The 23,507-nt window shown below is 68.0% G+C and carries 21 protein-coding genes; 9 read left to right on the forward strand and 12 right to left on the reverse strand.

Features of this window, described 5'->3' with window-relative positions:
- Positions 1-117 precede the first annotated feature (117 nt).
- Entirely contained in the window at positions 118-987 is an 870-nt protein-coding gene (locus E3T55_RS09200; RefSeq protein ID WP_134519246.1) for a PHP domain-containing protein, read from the reverse strand.
- Between the two features lie 146 nt (positions 988-1,133).
- Between E3T55_RS09200 and E3T55_RS09205 the strand changes: the two genes are divergently transcribed.
- The 3 genes from E3T55_RS09205 (at position 1,134) to E3T55_RS09215 (ending at position 4,863) form a co-directional block, all read left to right on the forward strand.
- Positions 1,134-2,213 (forward strand): endonuclease/exonuclease/phosphatase family protein, encoded by a 1,080-nt coding sequence (locus E3T55_RS09205; RefSeq protein ID WP_134519247.1) that lies wholly within the window; start codon positions 1,134-1,136, stop codon positions 2,211-2,213.
- 138 nt (positions 2,214-2,351) lie between these two features.
- The gene (locus E3T55_RS09210) at positions 2,352-3,209 is read left to right on the forward strand and encodes an excalibur calcium-binding domain-containing protein (protein WP_134519248.1); all 858 of its coding nucleotides are present in this window, start codon (positions 2,352-2,354) and stop codon (positions 3,207-3,209) included.
- 94 nt (positions 3,210-3,303) lie between these two features.
- Complete coding sequence (locus E3T55_RS09215; RefSeq protein WP_134519249.1) at positions 3,304-4,863, forward strand: aminopeptidase P family protein; 1,560 nt, start codon at positions 3,304-3,306, stop codon at positions 4,861-4,863.
- A gap of 108 nt (positions 4,864-4,971) precedes the next feature.
- Here E3T55_RS09215 and E3T55_RS09220 read toward each other — a convergent pair whose 3' ends face one another.
- On the reverse strand, positions 4,972-5,541 hold the full coding sequence (locus E3T55_RS09220; protein WP_241992975.1) for a YflT domain-containing protein: 570 nt from the start codon (positions 5,539-5,541) through the stop codon (positions 4,972-4,974).
- A gap of 68 nt (positions 5,542-5,609) precedes the next feature.
- Between E3T55_RS09220 and E3T55_RS09225 the strand changes: the two genes are divergently transcribed.
- The 3 genes from E3T55_RS09225 to E3T55_RS09235 are packed head-to-tail and all read left to right on the forward strand — an operon-like array spanning position 5,610 to position 8,776.
- Positions 5,610-6,941, forward strand: a complete 1,332-nt coding sequence (locus E3T55_RS09225) for a magnesium transporter MgtE N-terminal domain-containing protein (protein WP_134519250.1) — start codon at positions 5,610-5,612, stop codon at positions 6,939-6,941.
- A complete protein-coding gene (locus E3T55_RS09230; protein WP_134519251.1) occupies positions 6,928-7,563 on the forward strand; it encodes a DUF1003 domain-containing protein in 636 nt (211 codons plus the stop codon). Before E3T55_RS09225 ends, E3T55_RS09230 begins: the two co-directional genes overlap by 14 nt.
- Complete coding sequence (locus E3T55_RS09235; protein ID WP_134519252.1) at positions 7,556-8,776, forward strand: Mrp/NBP35 family ATP-binding protein; 1,221 nt, start codon at positions 7,556-7,558, stop codon at positions 8,774-8,776. The genes E3T55_RS09230 and E3T55_RS09235 overlap by 8 nt, the downstream gene beginning before the upstream one ends.
- 7 nt (positions 8,777-8,783) lie before the next feature.
- Here the strand turns inward: E3T55_RS09235 and ppk2 are convergent, their stop codons facing one another.
- Together ppk2 and E3T55_RS09245 are read right to left on the reverse strand one after the other, a co-directional pair.
- The gene (ppk2, locus tag E3T55_RS09240) at positions 8,784-9,623 is read right to left on the reverse strand and encodes a polyphosphate kinase 2 (RefSeq protein WP_241992976.1); all 840 of its coding nucleotides are present in this window, start codon (positions 9,621-9,623) and stop codon (positions 8,784-8,786) included.
- Positions 9,624-9,706: 83 nt separating this feature from the next.
- A complete protein-coding gene (locus E3T55_RS09245; protein ID WP_134519253.1) occupies positions 9,707-10,117 on the reverse strand; it encodes a twin-arginine translocase TatA/TatE family subunit in 411 nt (136 codons plus the stop codon).
- 87 nt (positions 10,118-10,204) lie between these two features.
- Here E3T55_RS09245 and E3T55_RS09250 point away from each other — a divergent pair, with 87 nt between their 5' ends.
- Complete coding sequence (locus E3T55_RS09250) at positions 10,205-10,837, forward strand: O-methyltransferase (protein WP_134519254.1); 633 nt, start codon at positions 10,205-10,207, stop codon at positions 10,835-10,837.
- 77 nt (positions 10,838-10,914) lie between these two features.
- On the opposite strand, the gene E3T55_RS09255 is transcribed toward E3T55_RS09250, so the two are convergent.
- The 3 genes from E3T55_RS09255 to dapE form a co-directional block, all read right to left on the reverse strand.
- Positions 10,915-11,091 (reverse strand): DUF3117 domain-containing protein, encoded by a 177-nt coding sequence (locus E3T55_RS09255; protein ID WP_119974726.1) that lies wholly within the window; start codon positions 11,089-11,091, stop codon positions 10,915-10,917.
- Between the two features lie 83 nt (positions 11,092-11,174).
- Positions 11,175-12,440: a hypothetical protein gene (locus E3T55_RS09260; RefSeq protein ID WP_241992977.1), complete on the reverse strand. Its 1,266-nt coding sequence runs from the start codon at positions 12,438-12,440 to the stop codon at positions 11,175-11,177.
- Positions 12,416-13,510: a succinyl-diaminopimelate desuccinylase gene (dapE, locus tag E3T55_RS09265; RefSeq protein ID WP_134519255.1), complete on the reverse strand. Its 1,095-nt coding sequence runs from the start codon at positions 13,508-13,510 to the stop codon at positions 12,416-12,418. Before dapE ends, E3T55_RS09260 begins: the two co-directional genes overlap by 25 nt.
- Before the next feature lie 17 nt (positions 13,511-13,527).
- On the opposite strand from dapE, the gene dapD reads away from it, so the two are divergent.
- Positions 13,528-14,529, forward strand: a complete 1,002-nt coding sequence (gene dapD, locus E3T55_RS09270; protein ID WP_134519256.1) for a 2,3,4,5-tetrahydropyridine-2,6-dicarboxylate N-succinyltransferase — start codon at positions 13,528-13,530, stop codon at positions 14,527-14,529.
- Positions 14,530-14,709: 180 nt separating this feature from the next.
- Here dapD and E3T55_RS09275 read toward each other — a convergent pair whose 3' ends face one another.
- Positions 14,710-16,194: a nitronate monooxygenase gene (locus E3T55_RS09275; protein ID WP_241992978.1), complete on the reverse strand. Its 1,485-nt coding sequence runs from the start codon at positions 16,192-16,194 to the stop codon at positions 14,710-14,712.
- A 417-nt stretch (positions 16,195-16,611) separates the two neighbouring features.
- Between E3T55_RS09275 and E3T55_RS09280 the strand changes: the two genes are divergently transcribed.
- The gene (locus tag E3T55_RS09280) at positions 16,612-19,230 is read left to right on the forward strand and encodes a penicillin acylase family protein (RefSeq protein ID WP_134519257.1); all 2,619 of its coding nucleotides are present in this window, start codon (positions 16,612-16,614) and stop codon (positions 19,228-19,230) included.
- A gap of 253 nt (positions 19,231-19,483) precedes the next feature.
- Here E3T55_RS09280 and E3T55_RS09285 read toward each other — a convergent pair whose 3' ends face one another.
- The 4 genes from E3T55_RS09285 to E3T55_RS09300 all read right to left on the reverse strand — a co-directional run bounded on the left by E3T55_RS09285 (position 19,484) and on the right by E3T55_RS09300 (position 23,448).
- Positions 19,484-20,752, reverse strand: coding sequence for a citrate synthase (locus tag E3T55_RS09285; protein ID WP_134519344.1), 1,269 nt, complete (start codon positions 20,750-20,752; stop codon positions 19,484-19,486).
- Positions 20,753-20,981: 229 nt separating this feature from the next.
- Entirely contained in the window at positions 20,982-22,082 is a 1,101-nt protein-coding gene (gene dapC, locus E3T55_RS09290; RefSeq protein WP_277613502.1) for a succinyldiaminopimelate transaminase, read from the reverse strand.
- A 20-nt stretch (positions 22,083-22,102) separates the two neighbouring features.
- Positions 22,103-22,426 carry a ferredoxin gene (gene fdxA, locus E3T55_RS09295; RefSeq protein WP_134519258.1) on the reverse strand — a complete coding sequence of 108 codons (324 nt, stop codon included), beginning with the start codon at positions 22,424-22,426 and terminating at the stop codon, positions 22,103-22,105.
- A 77-nt stretch (positions 22,427-22,503) separates the two neighbouring features.
- The gene (locus E3T55_RS09300; protein ID WP_134519259.1) at positions 22,504-23,448 is read right to left on the reverse strand and encodes a hypothetical protein; all 945 of its coding nucleotides are present in this window, start codon (positions 23,446-23,448) and stop codon (positions 22,504-22,506) included.
- Positions 23,449-23,507 lie beyond the last annotated feature (59 nt).

Here is a 23,507-nt window from a genome sequence, read left to right on the forward strand (position 1 = left end):
CTACGACGACAACGGATGCCCGCAACTGCGGGCATCCGTTGTCGTGCGTTTCTGAATCTCCTGAATTGGCCCCGCAGCGGGGGCTCCGGCGCTGGGAGCGCGCGAGGTCGTGCGCCGTCAGGGGGTGACGGGAGCCGAACCGGTGGCCTCGGCGACGATGCGCTCAAGCACCTCGGGCGACGTGGTGTTCTCGCCCAGACGGTTGGGCTTGCCGGCGCCGTGGTAATCGCTCGAGCCGGTGACGGCCAGCCCATACTTCTCGGCCAGGTGATACAGCCGCGCCTTGGCCTCCGGACGGTTCTCCCGGTGCTCGAGTTCAAGGCCGAACAGCCCGGCGTCGACGAGTTCGGCGAGGCGGGACTCCGCCATCACATCGTCAACCCCGCGGGTCGCCGGATGCGCGATGACGGGCACTCCCCCGGCCGCCCGCACCAGACGCACGGCCTGAAGCGGGTCGGGCGCGTAGTGGGGCTGGTAATACCCTGCCTTCCAGTGCAGAATTCCTGCGAACGCCTCGCTGCGTGTCAGGGCGTGACCGCGCGCCACGAGCGCGTCGGCGATGTGGGGGCGGCCGACCGTGGCATCCGGGGTGGTCTGGGCGACGACATCCGCCCAGGTCAAAGCGTAATCGAGCCCGATGCGCGCGACCATCTGCTCGGCCCTGGTCAATCGGGCGGCACGGATGCGGATGGTTTCGGCGACGATCGCGGCATCGGTCGGGTCGAAGAGATAGGCCAGCAGGTGCACGCTCGCGTACTGAACACGGGTGCTGAACTCCATGCCCGGAATAAGGGTGATGCCGGTGTCGCGCGCGGTGCTGCCGGCCTCGGCCCAGCCGGCGGTGGAATCGTGGTCGGTCAGCGCCAGCGTGCCGAGGCCGGCCGCGACGGCGGCGCGCACGAGTTCGGCGGGCGTTTCGGTTCCGTCGGAGACGCTCGAGTGCGTGTGCAGGTCGATCGGGCCCGGGAACCCCACATGTGCTGACATTCCCCCATGTTAGTTGGGCGCCGTGATCGCGGGGCGCCGTGATCGCTGGCGCCCCGGCACCGGGAGCGCGGCCGACCCGCCCAACCCGCGCCGACCGGCGTGTGCCCAGATTCGTCACCTATTCTGACTGGTCTATGTTCTCCCGAATGTTCAGTCGAATCCTGCGCGCGCTGGCCGCCATCCTGCTCGCGGCGGGCCTCGCTGTGCTCACCTGGCCACAGGCCGTCGGCCTGCAGAACAGCTGGATCGTGGCCCACGCCGTCTCGTTCCGAGCCATCTTGGTGGTTGTCGCGGTCGCGGCAGCGGTGTTGTTTCTGGCGCTCGCGCTGATTCGTCGCCGTCGCGGTACGGTGCTGACACTGCTCGTACTCACCGTGCTGTTCGGGGCCGCCAACGCCGGCGTTCTCGCCGACCGCGGCTTCGGCAACTCTGCCGGCAGCAGCAATTCAGACACCGGAACCAGTTCGAACAGCACCACGGATGCCGTCACGGTGCTCAGCTGGAACACCCTCGGCGATGCCCCCGGTGCGACGGCCATTGCCGACCTGGCCCTCGCCGAAGGAGCCGACGTGGTCACCCTGCCGGAAACCACCGAAGAGGCCGGCGTCGCCATTGCCGAGCTGATGCGGGCCGGCGGTCGGCCAATGTGGGTGCACACCGTGGCGTTCGACCTCGTCTCCAAGGCCCGCTCGACGACCCTGCTGATCAGCCCCGAGCTCGGCGACTACACCGTCACCTCGGCGGCGGGATCCGGCCCGCCGGGCAACACCAACGTGCTCCCCACCGTCGTGGCCACGCCGGTGGCGGGTAGCGGCCCCACGATCGTGGCCGTTCACGCCGTCGCGCCCATCCGCTATGAGATGTCGAACTGGCGCTCGGACCTTGATTGGCTGGCAGCGCAGTGCGGCAACACGGGTTCGGCTGCGGCGAATGTGATCATGGCCGGGGATTTCAATGCGACTGTCGACCACATGGCCGGGCGGGCGGCATCCGGTGCCGCGTCGCCAGCCGCCGTGCTCGGGGAGTGCGTGGATGCGGCGAGCGCGGCCGACTCCGGCGCCGTGGGCACCTGGCCGACGAAGCTGCCGGCCGTGATCGGCAGCCCGATCGACCACGTGCTGGCGACCCCGAACTGGCAGGTCGACGACGTGCGCATCATCGAGTCGCTCGACGATGCCGGCAGCGACCACCGTCCGGTCGTCGCGACGCTCTCGAGCGCGTTCTGACTCTGTGATGATTCGGCCCTCGTTCGGGGGTGTTCACCTGCCGGACTTGTCGCCGTCCTACAGTGCATATAAGTCCCCTCGGGACTCTGCCGCCCGGCACCGCCGCCGAGCAGCACCGCACCGCTTCGAACGGACACCATGCGCTCCAGGCACGCCCTCGCCCTGTTCTCTCTTCCGCTCTTCGTCATCTCCAGCCTGGCCATCACCTCTCCCGCGGTTGCCGCTGAGACATCGGCGCAGATTCCGGTCACCGAACTGTTCGCCGAAGTCGGCACGGCCAGTCCCGTGACAAGCGGTTACAGCCGTGACCTCTTCACCCACTGGATCGACGCCGACGGTGACGGCTGCGATACCCGTCAGGAGGTGCTGATCGAGGAATCACTCGTGCCGGTCACGTTCTCGTCCGGGTGCACGGTCTCGAGTGGTGAGTGGTACTCGTGGTACGACGGTGCCACCTGGACCGCGCCGAGTGACGTCGACGTCGACCACTTCGTGCCGCTCAGCGAGGCTTGGCAATCGGGCGCCCACGCCTGGTCCGCCGACCAGCGCCGCGCCTTCGCCAACGACCTTGGTCTGGCCGTCGGCCTCGAGGCGGTCACCGACAACGTCAATCAGTCCAAGGGCGACCGGGACCCCGGCGCCTGGCTGCCGCCGCTCGCCGACCAGTCCTGCCGGTACGTGGCGGAATGGGTGGTGGTGAAGTACCGCTGGGCACTCACCGTCGACATCGACGAGCGCGCCGCGATGGACGACATTCTGGTGGGAGCCTGCGCGAACACGATCGTGACCGTTCCCGCGCGGGGCGGCAGCGAGGACATCGCACCAGAGGGAGACGTGCCCGCCAACCCGCAGGATTCACGGAACTGCACGGACTTCGCCAGCTGGCGTGAGGCCCAGGACTGGTTCGAGTTCTACTTTCCGCACTACGGTGATGTCGCCCGCCTCGACAGCAACGGCGACGGCATTGCCTGCGAGTCGCTGCCCGGGGCGCCCTGAGGCCGCGGGCAGCCTCACGCAGCCGCACGACGCCGCACGACGCCACGGCGACGGATGCCGGGCCAAATTCAGGCGGCAATGCCAGAATGGAAGAATGGCTACTTCCCGCAACACCGGCTCGGCTCCCCGCGACACCGTCCCTGCTCCCGCTCGCACCAACGAAAACCGATCGACGACCCCGGGCTCGGCCGGGTTCAAGTCGTACATTTCCAGCCAGTGGGCCGAGCGCGAAGACGCGCTGCCGGCGGCCCGCGAACAGGCTCCCTTCGCGGCCGCGCGCCGCGCACGCATCAGCGCCCAGTACCCCGGCCAACGCCTCATCGTGCCGGCCGGCAGCCTGAAGCAGCGCTCCAACGACACCGATTATGCCTTTCGGGCCCACTCGGCGTTTGCCCACCTGACCGGCTGGGGCAGTGACAGCGAACCCGGCGCCGTGCTCGTTCTCGAACCCAGCAGCGACGGCCACGAGGCGACCCTGTACTTTCGTGAGCGCGCCGGTCGCGACTCCGACGAGTTCTACGCCAACCCGGACATCGGCGAATTCTGGATCGGACCCCGCCCCTCGATCGCCCAGGTGTCCAGCGACCTCGGCCTCACCGTGCGCGGCATCGCCGACCTCTCCGAGGTGCTCGGCCTGACCGATTCTGAGACCCTCGTCGTGCGCGAAGCCGATGCGGCCTTCACCGACCGGGTCGACGAGGCGCGCCTGCGCTTTGCCGCCGAGCGGGTGCTCGGTTCGAACGCGGCCGATTCGCCCTTCAGCATCGAGATCAACGGCGCCCACGACCCCGACGTGCACTTCGCCCGCGACCTGTCCGAGCTACGGCTCGTGAAAGATGCCTACGAGATCGCCCAGATGCGCCTCGCCGTCGCGGCGACCGCGCGCGGCTTCGACGACGTCATTCGCGATCTGCCCCGCTCGAGCAGCCACGCTCGCGGCGAACGTCTCGTCGAGGGTGTCTTCAACACCCGCGCCCGCAGCGACGGAAACGCCGTCGGCTACGACACCATCGCGGCCTCCGGCCCGCACGCCTGCATTCTGCACTGGACCCGCAACGACGGCCCCCTCGTGCCGGGCGACGTGATCCTGCTCGACGCCGGCGTCGAACTCGACAGCTACTACACCGCCGACATCACCCGCACCCTGCCGGTGAACGGCACCTTCAGCCCCGTGCAGCGTCGGGTCTACGACGCCGTGCGCGAGGCAGCGGATGCCGCCCTCGCCGTCGTGCGCCCCGGCGCCATTTTTCGAGACGTGCACGCCGCTGCCATGGCCGTGATCGCGAAGCACACCGCCGACTGGGGCATGCTGCCGGTCACCGCCGAAGAGGCCGTGCTGCCCGACAACGGCCACCACCGCCGCTACATGGTGCACGGCACGAGCCACCACCTCGGCCTCGACGTGCACGACTGCGCCCAGGCCCGCCGCGACATGTACATGGACGGTGTGCTCGAACCCGGCATGGTCTTCACGATCGAACCCGGACTGTACTTTCAGCCCGATGACCTCACCGTGCCGGCGGAGTTCCGCGGTATCGGCGTGCGCATCGAAGATGACATCCTGGTCACCGAGACCCGCGGCGAGAACCTGTCGGCCGCGATCCCGCGCACCTCGGGCGACGTCGAAGCCTGGATCGCGACCCTCACCGCGTAACCCACGGCAGACCTCCCCACGAAAGCGGGTGAATCGTCGGTTAGCCACAAGCTCACCGACGATTCATCCGCTTTCGCGGATTCTGACGGCAGGCAGGGTCAGGCAGGGTCAGGCAGGGTCGCGCGAGGTCTCGGGAGCGTCGGGGTCGGCGGCAGGGGCCTGAACGGGCACCGGTGCGACGGCCTGCTCACCCTGACCGGTGAGCAGGTTACGGGCCCGGTTCACGAGGGCGCCGTCGACGATCACCTGGTAGTTGCTCGCGATCACCTGCATCGTCGAGGTGAAGTCGCGGCGGCGGCGATTGATGGCGTAGCTCACGAGCCCGAACATCATGCCGAAGCCGGCGCCGATCAGCACGGCGGCGAACACGAACGGCAGGCTGGAGCCGCTCGGCGAAAACAGGAAGAACAGCAGGCCGAAGAAGACACCGAGCCAGGCGCCGGATGCCGCTCCCGCCAACGCGACACGGCCCCAGGTCAGTTTGCCGGTCACCCGCTCGACGCTCTTCAGGTCGTTTCCCACTATCGAGAGCTGCTTGACCGGAAAATCGGCCTTGGCGAGCCGGTCGACGGCGGCCTGGGCATCGGCGTAGGTCGTGTATGTTGCCATAACCTCGCCCTTGGGCAGTGTGGGAGGAAGGCCGGCGCCTCGTCGGGGAAAGGGGCTCGGTGTGCTCATAGGACCATTCTTTCACGGCGCTCCGACGCCCGGACCGAAGAACGCTCGACGTGGCCTAGATTTGTACTGTGAGTGCCACCAGAGTTTTTGTCGCCCGTTTGGCCGGGTGCACCGTTTTCGACCCCGCGGGAGACCGCGTCGGTAAGGTGCGCGATGTTCTGGTCGTCTATCGAAAAAGTGACCCGCCCCGCGTCGTGGGACTGATCGTCGAAATCCCCGGTAAACGCCGGGTCTTCGTGTCGATCGGCCGAGTGACGAGCATCGGCAGCGGTCAGATCATCACCAACGGCCTCATCAACGTGCGCCGTTTCGAGCAGCGCGGCGGTGAGGTGCGGGTGATCGCCGAACTGCTCGGCCGCAAGGTCGCCTTCAACGACGGCACCGGCGACGCCACCATCGAAGACGTCGCGATGAAAGAAACCGACGAAGCCGAGTGGGAGATCAGCCAGCTCTTCGTGCGTCGCCCGAAGACCACGGCGTCTCCCTTCAACAAGGGAATCACCGACTTCGTGACCTGGGCCGAGGTGCACGAGAAGTCGACAGAGGGTCAGGCCCAGTCTGCCGAGCAGCTCATCGCGACGTACTCCGACCTGAAGCCCGCCGACCTCGCCAATACCCTGCTCGACCTGCCGCGTGAGCGCATGTTCGAGGTCGCGAGCGAGCTGCCCGACGACCGCCTCGCCGATGTGCTCGAAGAGATGGCGGAAACCGACCAGGTCGGCATCCTCACGATTCTCGGCGATGCCCGTGCCGCCGACGTGCTCGACCAGATGCAGCCGGACGACGCCGCCGACCTCATCGCCCAGCTGCCAGAGGAACGCGGCGAGCAGCTGCTCGACCTGATGGAGCCGGAGGAAGCAGAAGACGTACGTTTTCTGCTCTCCTACGCCCCCGACACCGCCGGCGGCCTGATGACCACGGAGCCGGTCATCGTCTCAGCCGACGCCACCGTCGCGGAGGGACTCGCCCGCATCCGTCGCCACGATCTCGCCCCGGCGCTCGGGGCGGCAATCTGCGTGACCCTGCCGCCCTATGAGGCCCCGACCGGCCGTTTTCTGGGAATGGTGCACTTTCAGCGGATGCTGCGCTACCCGCCCCACGAACGCCTCGGCACGCTGCTCGACCAGGGTCTCGACCCCGTCACAGCGGATACCTCGGCCGCGGAGGTGTCCCGGATCCTCGCGAGCTACGACCTGGTGTCGGTACCCGTCGTCGACGACAACCATCGGCTCGTCGGGGTCGTCACGATCGACGATGTGCTCGACTACCTGCTGCCGGACGACTGGCGCAGCCAGGACGGCAACGACGACGTGCACCGCCGGGCGGTTGCGCGCACCCACCTGAAGACCGGCAGTATTCCGCTGCCGGGCGCTCGGAGACCGGGTCATGGCCAGGGCTAGCAAGGCGGGCCTGCGCCTCGACGCGCCCAAAGGTCTGCGCCCCGGCACGCTGGGCGGCCGTCGAGGCGCCGGCAACGACCGTTTTGGCCGCTTCACCGAAGCGATCGCCCGCGGTATGGGCACCCCGTGGTTTCTGCTCGGCCTGACCGTCTTCGCAATCTCCTGGATTCTCTGGAACACCCTTGCCCCACCGGCCTGGCGTTTCGACTCCGTCTCGCTCGGGTTCATCGCCCTGACCCTCGTGCTGTCGATGCAGGCGTCCTATGCGGCACCCATGATTCTGCTCGCACAGAACCGTCAGGACGACCGCGACCGGGTGCAGTTCGAACAAGACCGGCAGCGCTCCGAACGCACCCTCGCCGACACCGAGTACCTGGCCCGCGAGGTCGTGGCCTTGCGCATCGCCATGAAAGACCTCGCCTCCAAGGACTTCATCCGCAGCGAGCTTCGCGCACTGCTGGAAATTCTCGACGCGGCCGACGAGGCCGAGGCCGCCGAAGCGGCCGAAGCAGCCGGTCTCGCCCGCCCGGCCAAGACCGACCGGCCCGACCGCGGCGACCGTAACCGCTCGGCTCGGGAACGCACCGAACGCGAACGCACCGGAAGGTCGGCTCTTGACTGACTCCCCCACCACGGAGGTGGAGACCGACACCACCGCAACCCGGGTACGAGCCGCCCTGACCCGGGTCATCGACCCCGAGATTCGCCGCCCCATCACCGAACTCGACATGGTGGAGAGCGTGGAGGTGAGCCAGACGGGAACGGCGACCGTGGGCATCCGCCTGACCATTGCCGGCTGCCCGGCGGCCGCCCGCATCGAGGCCGACGTGCTCGCCGCGACCGAGACCGTCGTCGGCGCGGGAAACGCCAGCGTCGTCGTGAGCGTCATGACCCGCGAACAGCGCACCATTCTCACCGAACGCCTGCGCGGCGGCGCCGCGGCGCGCGTCACCCAGTTCGGCCCCGACTCCCTCACCCGCATCTATGCGATCACGAGCGGCAAGGGCGGCGTGGGCAAGTCCACGATCACCGCCAACCTCGCCGTCGCCCTCGCCGGCCGCGGCCTCGCCGTCGGAATCATCGACGCCGATGTCTACGGCTTCTCGATTCCGGGACTGCTCGGCCTCGTGCACGACGGCCTCGCGGTGAAACCGACCCAGGTCGGCGACATGATTCTGCCGCCGGTCGCCCACGACGTGAAGGTCATCTCGATCGGCATGTTCGTCGACGACCCCGCGGTCGCCGTCGCCTGGCGCGGCCCGATGCTGCACCGCACCATCTCGCAGTTTCTGACGGATGTCTACTTCGGCGACCTCGACGTCTTGCTGCTCGATCTGCCCCCCGGAACCGGCGACGTGGCGATCACGGTGGGGCAGCTGCTGCCGCACTCCGAGGTCATCGTGGTGACGACCCCGCAGCCAGCCGCCGCCGACGTCGCCGTGCGCAGCGGCATCGTCGCCCGGCAGACCGGGCAGAAGCTCTACGGCGTGATCGAGAACATGTCGGGAATGGCCCAGCCCGACGGCAGCGTGCTCGAGATCTTCGGCTCCGGCGGCGGCCACGAGGTCGCCCGGCGGCTGAGCGAGGGTCAGCCGGAGGCGACGGCCATCGCGGCAACGGACACCGCGGCATCCGTGCCGCTGCTGGCCCAGGTGCCGCTGCTGGCCCAGGTGCCGCTGAGCGTACCGCTGCGCAGTGGCGGCGACACCGGCACGCCGATCGTGCTGTCGAACCCCGAGGACCCGGCAGCGGTCATGATTCAGACCGTGGCCGCGCGCCTCGCCACGCGGGCCCGCGGCCTGTCCGGCCGCAGCCTGGGCATCTCGCCGCGCTGAGCCGACCCTACCTCGACTTCTTGGTCTTCTTTTTCAGGGTCGCGGCATGGTCGGGCACCGAATGGTTCAGCTCACGCGGCGGGCGCTCGTAGTCCGAGCTCGGCGGGCGAGGCGGAATGTGCACCTTCGGCGGGTCGGTGTGCTCGTAGGGCACGAGTGAGAGCAGGTGGCTGATCATGTTCAGCCGGGATGCCCGCTTGTCCTCGCTCTCGACGACCCACCAGGGCGCCTCCGCGATATCGGTGTGCACGAACATCTCGTCTTTGGCCTTGGAGTAGTCGGCCCATTTCGTGATCGACAGCACGTCGGTCTCCGAGAGCTTCCAGCGCCGCATCGGGTCGTTGAGCCGCGACCGGAACCGTCGCTCCTGCTCGTGATCGCTGACCGAGAACCAGTACTTGACGACGAGGATTCCGTCTTCGACGAGCATCCGCTCGAAGAGTGGCGCCTGATGCAGAAACCGGCGGTATTCGTCGGCGGTGCAGTAGCCCATCACCCGTTCGACGCCGGCCCGGTTGTACCAGGACCGGTCCATCAGCACGATTTCACCCTTGGTCGGCAGGTGCTCGATGTAGCGCTGAAAGTACCACTGTCCGCGTTGGCGTTCGGTCGGCATCGGCAGCGCGACGATGCGGGCCATGCGCGGGTTGAGATATTCGGTGACCCGTTTGATGGCCGACCCCTTGCCGGCGGCGTCGCGGCCCTCGAAGATCACGACGACGCGGGCGCCGGATGCCTTCACCCACTGCTGCATGGTGACGAGTTCGGCCTGCAGGCGGCGCAGCTCCACCTCGTACACGGTCTTGTTCACGCGCTTCACCGGCGTGGACTGCTCAGAATCGGACACGATTTCTCCTGACTAACGGTCGGTACAGCAGGCGGTACAGCAGGCAGTACAGCAGGCGGTGCAGCGGGCAGTACAGCGGCCGGTCAGGTCGCTTCGGAGTCGAAGGGCGCGGGCCGGGCGTCGGTCCGGCTGCGGTCGGCGGCACGCTGGCGTTGGGCCGCGGCCCAGTCGGGGGCGGATGCTCCGCGCGACACGGTCGCAGGGCCCGGCGCCGATTGCCCCTTGGCCCCGGGGTCGGCCGGATCTTCCTGCAGGGCTTCGCGAATGATGCGGCGCGGGTCATACTGGCGCGGGTCGAGCTTTTTCCAGTCCAGGTCGTCGAATTCCGGCCCCATCTCGTCACGCATACGATCCTTGGCACCATTGGCCATGTCGCGCAGTTGGCGCACCAGACGGGCGAGCTGGGCGGCGTAGTACGGCAGGCGCTCCGGACCGAGCAGGAAGACGGCAATGATCCCGATCAGCAAGAGCTTTTCGAAAGTCAACCCAAACATATCCCCAGAATAACCCCCGGCGAGGCCTCCCCTGACCACGGGCTCGACGGCCCTAGTCTTGACCTAATCATCAACTGGAGTGGCATCGTGTCTGACATTGAATTGAACTGGAAATTCTCCGACGACTCTGTCGTGGAATCCGACGCCGTAGCGCGCGCACGGCAGCAGTCCCTCGAACTGGGTATCGACGCGATCGCGCCGTCGGTCGGGGCGCAGAGCGCCGTCATCGCCGCCGCGACCGGGGCACGCAGCATCCTCGAGGTGGGTACCGGCGCGGGAGTCTCGGGCATCTGGCTGCTCACCGGGTCGCCGAGCGCGACCCTGACCTCGATCGATACCGAGATCGACCACCAGCAGCACGCGCGGGCAAACTATCTCGACGCGAAGATCCCGGCAAACCGGGTGCGTCTGATCACCGGGCGCGCGGCCGAGGTCCTGCCGCGCATGAACGAGAACTCCTACGACATCGTCTTCATCGACGCCGACCCGCAGTCGGTCATCGAGTACGTTGAGCACGGCCTTCGTCTGGCTCGCCCCGGTGGAACCGTGCTCGTTGCCCACGCCCTCTGGCGCGGCCGGGTCGCGAACCCCGCCCAGCGCGACGACGTCGCGACCGGCTTCCGTACCCTGCTGACCGAGATCGCGTCGAGCAACGCCGTGATCAGCGCCCTTTCCCCCGTCGGTGACGGCCTGCTGCAGATCACGAAGCTGCGCGCCTGACGGCAGCCCAATTGCCAAAAAGGAAGGCCGCCCGGTACGGGGCGGCCTTCCTCTTAAAAGCGTGTGTATCTTGATGACTACTTGACGGGGTTAACAACCCCGGCGAGAGCATCGTGGAGTTCCTTGGCCTCTGCATCGTTCACGGAAACGACGAGTCGGCCTCCACCTTCGAGCGGAACACGCACAATAATGAGGCGCCCCTCTTTTACAGCCTCCATTGGACCGTCTCCGGTCCGTGGCTTCATGGCCGCCATGAACTCCCCTTTCATCAGTGATTAGTACCATTATCGACCATGTAAGGCCGAGAGGAAAATTGCCCCGCCGTTCGAGGTCAGATCTACGGTGGCGTCCAGTCCGCGCCGTCTACCCCCCAACAGAGCAACAGCCACCCCCATTGGCCCAGGATGCACAGAACAACCACTCCGACCCGGTACCAGAGGCTCCGCGGCAACGCGGCCGCACCCAGCAATGGGAACATCGGCATCAGCAGCCGAAACGTGCTCGATTGGGGAAAGAACACCGCGAGCAGGTAGAGCGCGTAGCTGGCCAGCCACAGGCGCAGGTCCACGCCGAGCCGGCGCACCGCGGGCGTGAACATGCAGAGGGTGAAGGCCAGAATCAGCGCTACCACCACGAGGATTCCGAGCGGCAGGCCCAGCCACCACACGCCACTTTGGAACCATGCCGTGAACGGAATGAGTTCGACGTAGCCGATATACGGCGCCCGCCAGGCCAGTTCGGTATCGGTGTAGGCCGTCAGGCTGCCGGTCACCGCCCAGGCCGCGGCCGGCCAGGCCAGTCCCATCACACCGCTGAAGACCGCGACGGATGCCGCGAGCATCCGTTGCCGAGGCGGAAAGGCATCTGTCGCCCGCGTGAACCAGCGGTAGCCCACGTGCAGGGCCAGTGCGAGGGCGAAGGCGAGCCCGCTCGGGCGCGTCAACGACATCACGGCAATGACCGGAAAGAGCAGGGCATAGCGCCGCTCCAGCAGCAACAGCAGTGCCAGGGTCAGAAAGAACAGGTACATCGATTCGGCGTAGCCGAACTGCAGCATCGGTGAGAGCGGGGCCACGCAGAACAGCACGACGGCGAACCGGGCCGCCGACGCGTCAAGCACCCGGCTCATCAGCCGGTGGAACAGCAGCGCGGTGCCCAGGCTGAAGGCGACGGATACGAAGACCGCGACCGGTTCCCAGCGCTGGCCGCTGACCTCCATCAGAAGGCGGGCCAGAACCGGGTAGCCGGGCATGAACGCCCAGGCACTCTCACCGATCTCGCCGGCGTCGGTGAGCGGCAGCACCGTGGGGTAGCCCACGACCGCGACGATGTTGTACCAGTGGGCATCCCACATGGTCGCAAAATCGGTGTATCGGGGGTTCGCACCGGTCCAGGCGTTGGCACCCTGCACGCTCGCCAGAACCGAGATGAGTGTCGTCGTGATGACCCGCGAGAGGGCCCAGATCAGCAGCACCTGCGCCCACCAGGGCCGAAGCCAGGCGGGCGCCGCGGCGCGGCGAGTGGTCACCGAGGCCGGCTCGGCGGGTGCTTGCTGCGCGGCCGAGGCCACCGGGCGGGTTAGTTCGCCGCCGCGGTGAGCCACGACCGCAGGCCGATTTCACAGTCGGTGATCTGGAAGAGCGCAACCCGTTCGTCGTCGGCGTGTGCCTTGAGCGGGTCGCCGGGGCCGTAGTTGACGGCGGGCATGCCGAGCGCCGAGAACCGGGCGACATCGGTCCAGCCGTACTTCGGCATGGCGTCGCCGCCGCCGACCGCGGCGAGAAACTGCTGCGCCAGCGGGGCGTCGAGGCCCGGGCGGGCGCCCTCGGCAAGGTCGACGACCGTCATCTCGTAACCGGGGAACAGCTCGTGCAGGTGAGCGAGGGCTTCGGCGCCGCTGCGGCTCGGGGCGAAACGGTAATTGACGTGCACCATGCACTCGTCGGGAATGACGTTACCGGCGATGCCGCCGGTAATGCCCACGGCGTTCAGGCCCTCACGGTAGACGAGGCCCTCGACCTCGACCGAGCGCGGCTCGTAGGCGGCGAGAATATTGAGGATCGGTGCGGCCTTGTGGATGGCATTCTCGCCGACCCAGGCGCGCGCGGAGTGCGCCCGCAGTCCAAAGGTGCGGATCTCGACCCGTAGGTTGCCGTTGCAGCCACCCTCGATGCGGCCGTTGGTCGGTTCGCCGAGAATCGCGAAGTCACCCGCGAACAGGTCGGGCCGGTTGCGGGCGAGACGACCGAGGCCGTTGAGGTCGTCGGAGACCTCCTCGTGGTCGTACCACATCCAGGTCACGTCGACGACGGGAGCGACGAGTTCAGCGGCGAGCTTGAGCTGCACGGCAACCCCCGCCTTCATGTCCACTGTTCCACGACCCCAGAGATAGTCGACCTCGTCGAGGGTCTCGAAGCGGGTCGGCAGGTTGTTGTTGAGCGGCACGGTATCGATATGACCCGCAATGACGACGCGCTGCGCGCGGCCCAGACTCGTGCGGGCGACGATGGTGTCGCCGTCGCGAATAATCTCGAGGTGATCGAAACCGGCGAGCGCCGCCACGATCGCGTCGGCGAGTGGGGTTTCATTGCCCGACACCGATTGCAGGTCACACAGCTGTCGGGTGATCTCGATGACGGACGCGGACAGGTTCAAAGTCAAGGTCTCAGGCACTCTACTAATCTAGAGGCATGTCTGCCGTCACGCCGCTCGAGCCCACTGTCCCCGATTTCGCTCTGTCCACCCCGACCCACGCCTGGGGTTACGGCCTCGCGACCGTCGCCGACGAGGGCACGGTGCTCGACACCTGGTTCCCGCAGCCGCACCTCGGCCCCTTGCCGGCGGGGCGCGACCGCTGGCTCGTTCCCGCGGAGCTGGATGCGGCATCCGTCGACGACCCCCGCCGAGCCGTGCACGTCGGCGCCGTCACCATCGAAATTGAGCTTCAGGCGAAGCCGGCGAGCACCTCGGATGCCTACCTGCGCCTGCACCTGCTGTCCCACCTGCTCGTTCTGCCCAACAGCATCAACCTTGACGGTATCTTCGCGCACCTGCCGAACGTCGTCTGGACCAACGCTGGCCCGGTGTTGCCGGCCGACTTCGCCCGCCTGCGGCCGTCGCTGCAGCGCCACGGCATCTCGGCGACGGGCCTGGATAAGTTTCCGCCGCTGCTCGGCTACGTCATTCCCGAGCGGGTGCGCATCGCGGATGCGTCCCGTGTGCGGCTGGGCGCGTACCTGTCCCCCGGCACCACCGTCATGCACGAGGGTTTCGTCAACTTCAACGCCGGCACGCTCGGCTCCTCGATGGTCGAGGGCCGCATCTCGCAGGGCGTCGTGGTCGGTGACGGCGCCGATATCGGTGGCGGAGCATCCATCATGGGCACCCTCTCGGGCGGCGGCACCCAGCGGGTTACGATTGGCGCCCGCGCGCTACTCGGCGCCAACTCGGGTGTCGGCATCGCGATCGGCGACGACACCGTCGTCGAGGCGGGCCTCTATGTGACGGCCGGCACCAAGGTGATTGTCGTCGGGGCACCGCGCACCGCCGACGGCGCACCGCAGACCGTGAAGGCCGTCGAGCTGTCCGGGCTGCCGAATCTGCTGTTTCGTCGCAATTCGCTCAGCGGCGCCGTCGAGGTACTCGAGCGCAGCGGCACCGGCATCGTGCTCAACGAGTCCCTGCACGCCTAAACGCCGAATTTCTCGCGCCGGCAGTCTCGCACCGGCACAGTCTCGCACCGGCACAGTCTCGCACCGGCACAGTCCCGCACCGGCACAGTCTCGCACCGGCACAGTCCCGCACCGGCACCGTCCCGCACCGGCACAGTCTCGCGAGCGAGCTGACCGAGGGATGAGCGGGCTGACCGGAGATTAGCCCTCGAGGTAGGCCACGGCTTCGGCGGCCGACCAGCCTGCGGGGTGGGCGGTGAGCAGCGCGGTGACCCCGTCGAGGTCGGTGCCGAGGGTGACCAGCGGGGCCTCCTCGTATCCGTCGCGGCGGGTCTGCCCAAGTCCGACGTTGGCGGTGAGTGCGTTGCAGAGGCACTTGCGGCCGGCGGCCTGCTCTGCCGAGCCGCCCTTGCGCACGAAGGTCGCGACCGGCTCGGCCGGGCAGCGGTAGCCGAGCACGCCGGGTGCCCGCTCGTAGGGCACCCGCAGGTAGCCCAGGTCGCAGAGGCGCACACGCTCTTCGTACAGCTCCGGGTCCGACAGGGTTCCGGGCAGCGTGGCGACCTTGAACGGGAATCCCGTCGACGACGCGAGCGGGTCGGTGCGGATCTGCAGGCCGGAGTTCTCGAGTTCTCCGAGCAACTGCGCGCGCAGGGTATCGTCGAGGCCGGACTCGGCGGCGAGCGCGAACAGGGTGCCGACCTGTACCCCGGCGGCGCCGAGTGCGAGAGCCTCGGCAACCCGCTCGGGGGTGCCGTAACCGCCGGCGACCCAGAACGGCAGGCCGACTGCGGCGACCTTGGCCAGGTCGGCGTCGTCCCGCGGGCCGTAGACCGGCTGGCCGTCGTCGTCGAGGGCGCCGCGTCCGCGCGGCGGTGCGTTGTGCCCGCCGGCCCTCGGGCCTTCGATGACGAAGCCGTCGGGCCGGGTCGACTCTTCGCGGGTCAGGTAGACGGCGAGCACGTGAGCGGCGACGATCGCGAGAAACAATGGCCGGTGCAGGGGCGGCAGCCCGCCGCCGGCCGCGTCGGAGCCCATCAGGGCCTCCGGGTCGAACTCGACGCTGTAGCGAGTCGTGGAGTCCTCGACGTGCAGATCGAGCGCACAGGTCTGGTGCCGCGCCAGCCCGTTCAGCAGGGCCGGAATTTCGGCCGGGATACCGGCCCCCATCAGCACATAGTCGACGCCGGCGAGCATGGCACCGTAGGCAGCACTCGGTGTGGCCAGCTGCACCTTCTCGAGATAGTTGATGCCGACGAGGCCGTCGTGGCCCTCTTTGGCGAGCCAAACCTCTGCGAAGTTCGCGACGACCGACAGTTCGAGCGACTTCACGAGCGGATGCTGACTCAGCTTCGCGATCGGAAGGTACGGAATTCCCGGCGCGCGTCCCCCTTCGCGAAAGTACTTCGTGCGCACTCGCTCGGCGAGCGCCGGCACCGGGAAGTGGTCGAGTGCGCGGCGCACGTGGCCACCCTCGTCGCCGTCCTGCAGGCGGCGGGCGATGACCGCGTCGAGGGCGGTGCCGCTGACGACACCGAGCTGTCCGCTCTGAGACACGGCGCGCGCGAGCTGCCACGAGGACACGGCCACGCCCATGCCGCCCTGAATGATCGTGGGCAGCACTCGTGTCGCGCGCTTATTTTCCGAGTCGCTCGTCGCGGAGGCGGTCATGTCGAGCAGAGTCATCGGGCGAACCTTTCAGCAACGGAAACCACGGCTGTGGGCCTACCCAAAGCGTATTCCCGTACATATTCCGACTCCGTCATACGTTCTGCCGACGGCGCAGCTCCCGCGCAGCGGCGGGCAGCATCCGTCGCCCGGGAGCTGCGCGGGTCGTGCGCCGCTACGCGGGACGTGCGCCACCCGCGCAGCGGCGCACCTCCCGCGCATCGCCCCACGCGCCCCACGCGCCCCAAAGCGCAGCGGCGCAGCTCCCGCGCAGCGGCCTACCGGCGTTGCCGTGGCTCCGGAACCCTGCATGCTGCTACGTTATTGCCACACGGCCCCATTCATGCCGCTCCGTTCAGCGTGAACATATGCACAGCACAGCACAACACCGCACAACACAGCACAGCACAGCACAGCTCGTCACAAGGGAGTGGCATGGGCACCGATCTACCCCGCAGCAGGCGGCACCGGCGCGTGCGCGCGGGTATCGTGGTGCTCGCCTCGCTCGTGGTTCTGCTGCTCGTGGCGACCGGCGTCGGCGTCGTCACCGTGACCCGCTCGTTTCCGCAGCTGGCCGGCACCATCGAACTCGCCGGGCTTGACGCGAAGGTCACCGTGTACCGCGACGACGCCGGGGTGCCGCAGATCGTCGCCGACACCGCCGGTGACCTGTTTCACGCCCAGGGCTTCGTGCACGCGCAGGACCGGTTCTGGGAGATGGACTTTCGCCGCCACGTGACGAGCGGCCGGCTCTCCGAACTGTTCGGCGAGAGCCAGCTGCCGACCGACACGTTCATTCGCACCCTCGGCTGGCGGGTCGTCGCCGAGGCCGAGGTGGCCTTGCTCGACCCGACCACACTCGGCTACTACGAGGCCTACGCCGACGGTGTCAACTCGTATCTCGATTCGCATCGCGGCGCCGAACTCTCGCTCGAATACGCGATACTCGGGCTGCAGAACCCCGAGTACGCACCCGAGCAGTGGACACCGGCGGACTCCGTCGCCTGGCTCAAGGCGATGGCCTGGGACCTGCGCTCGAACCTCGACGAAGAAATCGACCGGGCACTGCTCGGCGCCGCTCTGAGCCCCGAGCAGGTCGCCACCCTGCATCCCGGCTATCCCTTCGACTCACACCCGACAATCGCCGACGGCAGCGCTCTCGAAACGGCCCAGGCCAGCGCGGCGACGGTGGCGACGGATGCCCCGGGGACCGTTCCCGATACATCCGTCGGCGCCGCCGACACGGCCACGGCGCTCGGCGCCCTGCGCACGAGTCTCGCCGCGCTGCCCGAACTGCTCGGCCCGGCCGGCGGGGAGATCGGGTCCAACTCCTGGGTCGTTTCCGGCGCCCATACCGAGAGTGGCGCTCCGCTGCTCGCGAACGACCCACACCTCGGGCCGGCGCTGCCGTCGGTCTGGTATCAGGTCGGGCTGCGCTGTCGCAGCGTGACCGCCGACTGCCCCTTCGACGTGGCCGGCTACAGCTTCAGTGGGCTGCCCGGAGTGGTGATCGGCCACAACCAGCGCATTGCCTGGGGCTTCACCAACCTCGGTCCTGACGTGGCCGACCTGTACCTCGAGAAGGTCACCGGCGACGGCTACGAGTACGACGGCCAGCAAAAACCCTTGATCGTGCGCCAGGAGACGATCCGGGTCGCCGGGGGCGATGCGGTGACGATCGACATTCGCGCCACCGAGCACGGCCCCCTCGTCAGCGACCTCGCCGGCAGCGACTTCGAGCGCATCGCCGGCACGACCGAAACGGAGCTGTCGCTACAGTGGACGGCCCTGACCCCGGGGCGCACGGCATCGGCCATCTTCGCCCTGAACGCCGCGACGAACTGGACGAGCTTTCGCGCCGCCGCGAGCCTCTTCGACGTGCCCGCGCAGAATCTCATGTATGCCGACATCGACGGAAATATCGGCTATCAGGCGCCCGGAGCGATTCCGGTGCGCCGTTCGGGCGACGGCACGGTGCCCGTACCCGGCTGGAGCAGCGAGTACGGCTGGACCGGCACGATTCCCTTCGACGCCCTGCCGCAGGTGTTCAATCCGGCCAGCGGATACATCGTCTCAGCCAACAACGCCGCCGTCGGCCCCGACTACCCCTCCCTGTTGACGGCCGATTGGGACCAGGGCTACCGGGCCGAGCAGATCACCCTGCGCCTGCAGCAACTCCTGGACGCCGGCACGCCGATGAGCGGGGCCATGATGAGTGAGATCCAGGGCGACAACCACAGTGCCATCGCCGCAGCCCTGGTGCCGGTGCTGCAGGCCGTTCCGGTCACCGGTGATACCCGGGCAGCCCTGGCCCTGTTCGAAGGCTGGGACTTCGAGCTCGACGCCGACAGCGCTCCGGCCGCGTACTTCAGCGTGTTCTGGCGGGTGTTGCTCGAGCAGCTGTTCGCCGACCTGCCGGAGGGCACCGCGATGGTCGGCGGGCACCGCTCCTTCGCGGTCGTCGAAACCCTGCTCGCACAGCCGGACTCCGAGTGGTGGGCGAGCGCAGCGGTCGCGGCCAACACCGCCGCCGACAGTGACCCGGATGCCTACGCCGACCTGCCCGCAGCGGACGCCGGCGCGCGCGAGACGGTACTGGCTCTGGCCCTCGTCGATGCCGCCGCCGAGACGAGCGACCTGCTCGGATCCGACCCGACACGGTGGGAGTGGGGACAGATTCACGAGCTCGAGCTCACCCACGCGAGTTTCGGCACGAGTGGCATTTCACCGCTCGAGTGGCTCTTCAACCGGGGCCCGTATGCGGTGGCGGGGGGATCATCCGTCGTCAATGCCGTCGGCTGGGACGCGACCGAGGGCTATGAGGCCAACTGGGTTCCGTCGATGCGGCTCGTGGTCGACCTTGCCGATTTCGACAATTCGACCTGGGTGAACCTGACCGGTGCGTCGGGGCACGCCTTCCACCCAAACTACACCGACCAGGCGCCGCTCTGGCAGAGCCAGCAGACCCGCCCGTGGCGGTACACCCTGGCTGCGGTGGAAGACGCGATGCGCAACCGCCTGACCCTCACCCCGGTGACGGATGCCGGCGGCTGAGTCACAGGGACACGGTTTGCTGTCCTGCGCAAGGACGCAAGGACGCAAGGACGCAAGCCCGCGAGAAGCCAAAAAATGCCCCTTGAATGCAATTCAAGGGGCATTTCCTGGCGAGTCGCATGCGGCAGATTCGGCTCCAGGGGCCGTTCTTGGCAACTCGTGAACGAGAAGCCAAAAATTGCCCCTTGAGCGGCCGGGCCAGCCAGCGGCCAAGCCAGCCAGCGACCAAGCCAGCCAGCCAGCGGCCGAGCTGCTAGCGGACGGGGTAGTCCCGAGCGGGCGCGCCGACGTACAGCTGCTGCGGGCGGCCGATCTTGGTGGCCGGATCCTCGTTCATCTCACGCCAGTGCGCGACCCAGCCCGGCAGGCGGCCGATCGCGAAGAGCACGGTGAACATGCGGGTCGGAAAGCCCATTGCCTTGTAGATGACTCCCGTGTAGAAGTCGACGTTGGGGTAGAGCTTGCGTTCCTTGAAGTAGTCGTCGCTAAGGGCGAGGTGTTCGAGTTCCTGCGCGATGTCGAGCAGGTCGTCCTTCACTCCGAGAGCGGCGAGCACCTCGTGGGCGCTCTCCTTCACGAGGGTCGCGCGCGGGTCGTAGTTCTTGTAGACCCGGTGGCCGAAGCCCATGAGCTTGACGCCCTGCTCCTTGTTCTTGACGCGTTCGACGTAACGCTCGACGCCCTCGCCGGATGCCTTGATCTCACCGAGCATCGACAGCACCGCCTCGTTGGCACCACCGTGAAGCGGGCCGAAGAGGGCGTTGATGCCGGAAGAGACGGAGGCGAACAGGTTCGCATCCGTCGACCCGACCAGACGCACGGTCGAGGTCGAGGCATTCTGCTCGTGGTCCTCGTGCAGCATCAGCAGGCGTTCGAGGGCCTTGCTGACAACGGGGTTGACGACGTAGGGCTCGGCGCGGTTGCCGAAGTTCAGCTTGAGGAAGTTGTCCACGAAGCTGAGTGAGTTGTCGGGATACAGGAAGGCCTGCCCGATGCTCTTCTTGTGCGCGTAAGCGGCCATGACCGGCAGCTTGGCGAGCAGGCGAATGGTGGAAATCTCGACCTGCTCGGGGTCCTTCGGGTCGAGCGAGTCCTGGTAGAACGTGGACAGGGCCGAGACTCCCGAGGCGAGCACGCTCATCGGGTGGGCCTTGTGCGGGAGGGACGCGAAGAAGCTGCGCATGTCTTCGTGCAGCAGCGTGTGGTGACGAATCTTGTCGTCGAAGTTTTCAAGCTCGAGCTTCGACGGCAGCTCGCCGTAGATGAGCAGCCAGGCGGTCTCGAGAAAGCTCGAGTTCTTGGCAATCTGCTCGATCGGGTACCCGCGGTAACGCAGGATGCCGGCCTCGCCGTCGATGTAGGTGATCGCGGACCGGGTGGCCGCGGTGTTGACGAAGCCGTAGTCCAGCGTCGTCAGCCCGGTCTTCTTGGTCAGCGTCGAAATGTCGATGCTGGACACGCCGTCCACGCTGGTGAGAATCGGAAACTCTGCGGACCCTCCCGGGAACGTGAGAGTGACCATGTTCGGGTCGATGGTCTTCTGATCACCGGATGCTAATTGCTGCGCGACGTCGGTCACGGAGCCTCCCTGAATATCACTGACGGATGGGTGTGTCGATACGTCGCAGAAAGAAAAGCCTGGGCAACGCTGTCGCGACTACAGCCTAAACCGCTCGGCCGCCTACTGTCGCATCCGCTAAGAGATCACGGATTTCATTGGTGATAGTCGACAGCCCCGTGTGGGGGTCCCGTCAGGCTCGCAGCCGGGCGGCCGCGGCGGCCACGCGTTCGTCGGTCGCGGTGAGCGAGAAACGCACGTGTTCGGCGAAGTGGTCACCGTAGAACGGGCCGGGCCCGGCCAGGATGCCGCGCGAGGCGAGCCAGTCTATCGAGTCCCAGGCCGGGCGGCCCTCGGTCGCCCAGAGGTAGAGCCCGGCCTCGCTGTGGTCGATTCGAAATCCCGCGTCGAGCAGGGCTGGCAGCAGCACGGCCCGCCGGGCGCGATACTTCTCGCGCTGCACGGCGACGTGGTCGGGGTCGCCGAGGGCGGCGATCATGGCCGCCTGCAGTGGGGCCGGCAGCATGAGTCCGGCGTGCTTGCGCACGGTCAGCAGCCTCGCGAGCACGGCCGCGTCACCGGCCGCAAATGCGGCGCGGTAGCCGGCCATGTTGGACTGTTTGCTGAGCGAGTAGATTGCGAGCACGTTGCGGGTATCCCCGTCGGTGACCCTGGGGTCGAGAATGCTCGGGATCGGCGTCAGGTCCCAGGGGGCGTCCCAGCCGAGTTCGGCGTAACACTCGTCGCTCACGATCAGGGCGCCGAGCTCACGGGCGCGAGCGACGGATGCCCGCAGCTCGGCCACCGAGAGCACGCGGCCGTCTGGGTTGCCCGGGCTGTTCAGCCAGATCAGCTTCGTGCCCTTGGGCCAGAGGGCTGGGTCGTCGCAGGCGAGGGCTTCTGCGCCGGCCATCGCGGCGCCGATCGCGTAGGTCGGGTAGGCGGCGAGCGGATGCACGATCGTGTCACCCTCGCCGAGCCCCAGCATGAAGGGCATCAGCGCAACGAGCTCTTTCGAGCCGATCGTCGGCAACACCTGCTGCTGCGTGAGGCCGGGCACGCCACGGCGGCGTGCGTACCAGTCGGTGATCGCGGCCGCGAGCTCGGGGGTGCCGGCCGTCTGCGGGTAGGCGTGGGCATCCGTCGCCGCAGCGAGGGCCGCGCGGATCACGTCGGGCGTCGGATCGGCCGGGGAGCCGATCGACAGGTCGACGATGCCACCTACATGGGCGCGGGCCCGCGCCTGGAAGGGGACCATCTGATCCCACGGGTAGTCGGGGAGCGGCTTCAGCACGGGTGGTCTGGGCGCCGGGGCTAGTGTTCGACCTGGGGCGGCAGCACGGAGATGACCGGGTGGTCCTTGGCGATCACGCCGATCTTGGCGGCGCCGCCCGGCGATCCGATGTCGTCGAAGAACTCGACGTTGGCCTTGTAGTAGTCGGCCCACTGCTCGGGCAGGTCGTCTTCGTAGTAGATGGCCTCGACCGGGCAGACCGGTTCGCAGGCGCCGCAGTCGACGCACTCGTCGGGGTGAATGTACAGCGAGCGTTCGCCCTCGTAGATGCAGTCAACGGGGCACTCATCGATGCAGGCCCGGTCTTTGACGTCCACACACGGTAAAGCGATCACATACGTCACTAAATTCACAGTCCTTTCAAACGCGAAAGCGGCCCTTCGCGAGCAGGTGCAGCCCATTGACGGGCAGAGTACGAAGTCTACCGCGCGCGACCAGTGACCGAAATTGTCGGCCAGGCCAGTACGAGCGCCGCAACGAAGGCCGGAACGATCGTCCACAGGGTGCCGGGGAGTCCCTCCGGCACGAGCACCGAACCGCCGACCCCGCGCAGCGACAGCATGAAGGAGGTCAGCAACAGCCCTGCGGCGGTCAGGCCGACCACGAGTCGGTCGCGCAGCACGAGCCGCAGCCCGACCAGCAGGGCGCAGGCTGCGACGAGTGCGATCACGAGGCCGATCGGCAGGGACACCGCACCGCTCGCCGGGCCGATCTCGATCGTGGCCTGGTGCGCGATGGTGCCGAGCACCGCGAATACCGCGCCGACGACGAGACCGAGGGCGCCGGCTCCGAGCCGAGTCGCCAACGTTGGCGGCGCGGGGGCGGGCGGCGGATGCGGGGCATCGAGCCGGCTGTAGGTTTCCGCGCCGCTGACTGCCTGCCGAGTGCCGTCCGGCAGCACGAGGGCATGACCGTCGATGCTCCAGCGGGAGGGGTAGTCGGCGAGGGCGGCGAGTTTCTGCTCCACCTGGTCGCTCACGTCGATCGCGGTCAGGCGCTGGCCGCCACCGTCGGCGACCCCGCGGGTGAGAAAGGCCGGGATGCCGGCGGCGTGGGCCGCACGCACGGCTGCCTGGCGCATCCGCTCGTCGACGACACCGATGACCACGGCCGTCGCCCAGGCTGCGCTCAGGGCCTCGCCGAAGTAGGCGTCGAGGTCGGGGGTGAAATCGGGGGTGAGATCGGGGGTGAGATCGGGGGTGAGATCGGCCTCGAGATCGGGTGCGGGGGCATCTTCGGCGAAGAGCAGCAGTACCGGGGCGTGCGCGGCGCGCAACCGGGCGATGGTGCCGCCGGTGAGTCGGGCCTCGTCGCCCGGCAGGGCATGCACGAAGACGACCGACTCGCCGTTTGCGGACATGACCATGAAGAACTCCCTGATGGGGGTGTGGGGTGGGGGCGCAGGGCACGGGTGCGGGCGCGGGG

It is taken from the genome of Cryobacterium frigoriphilum, from assembly GCF_004403305.1.
In the GTDB taxonomy this organism is placed as follows: domain Bacteria; phylum Actinomycetota; class Actinomycetes; order Actinomycetales; family Microbacteriaceae; genus Cryobacterium; species Cryobacterium frigoriphilum.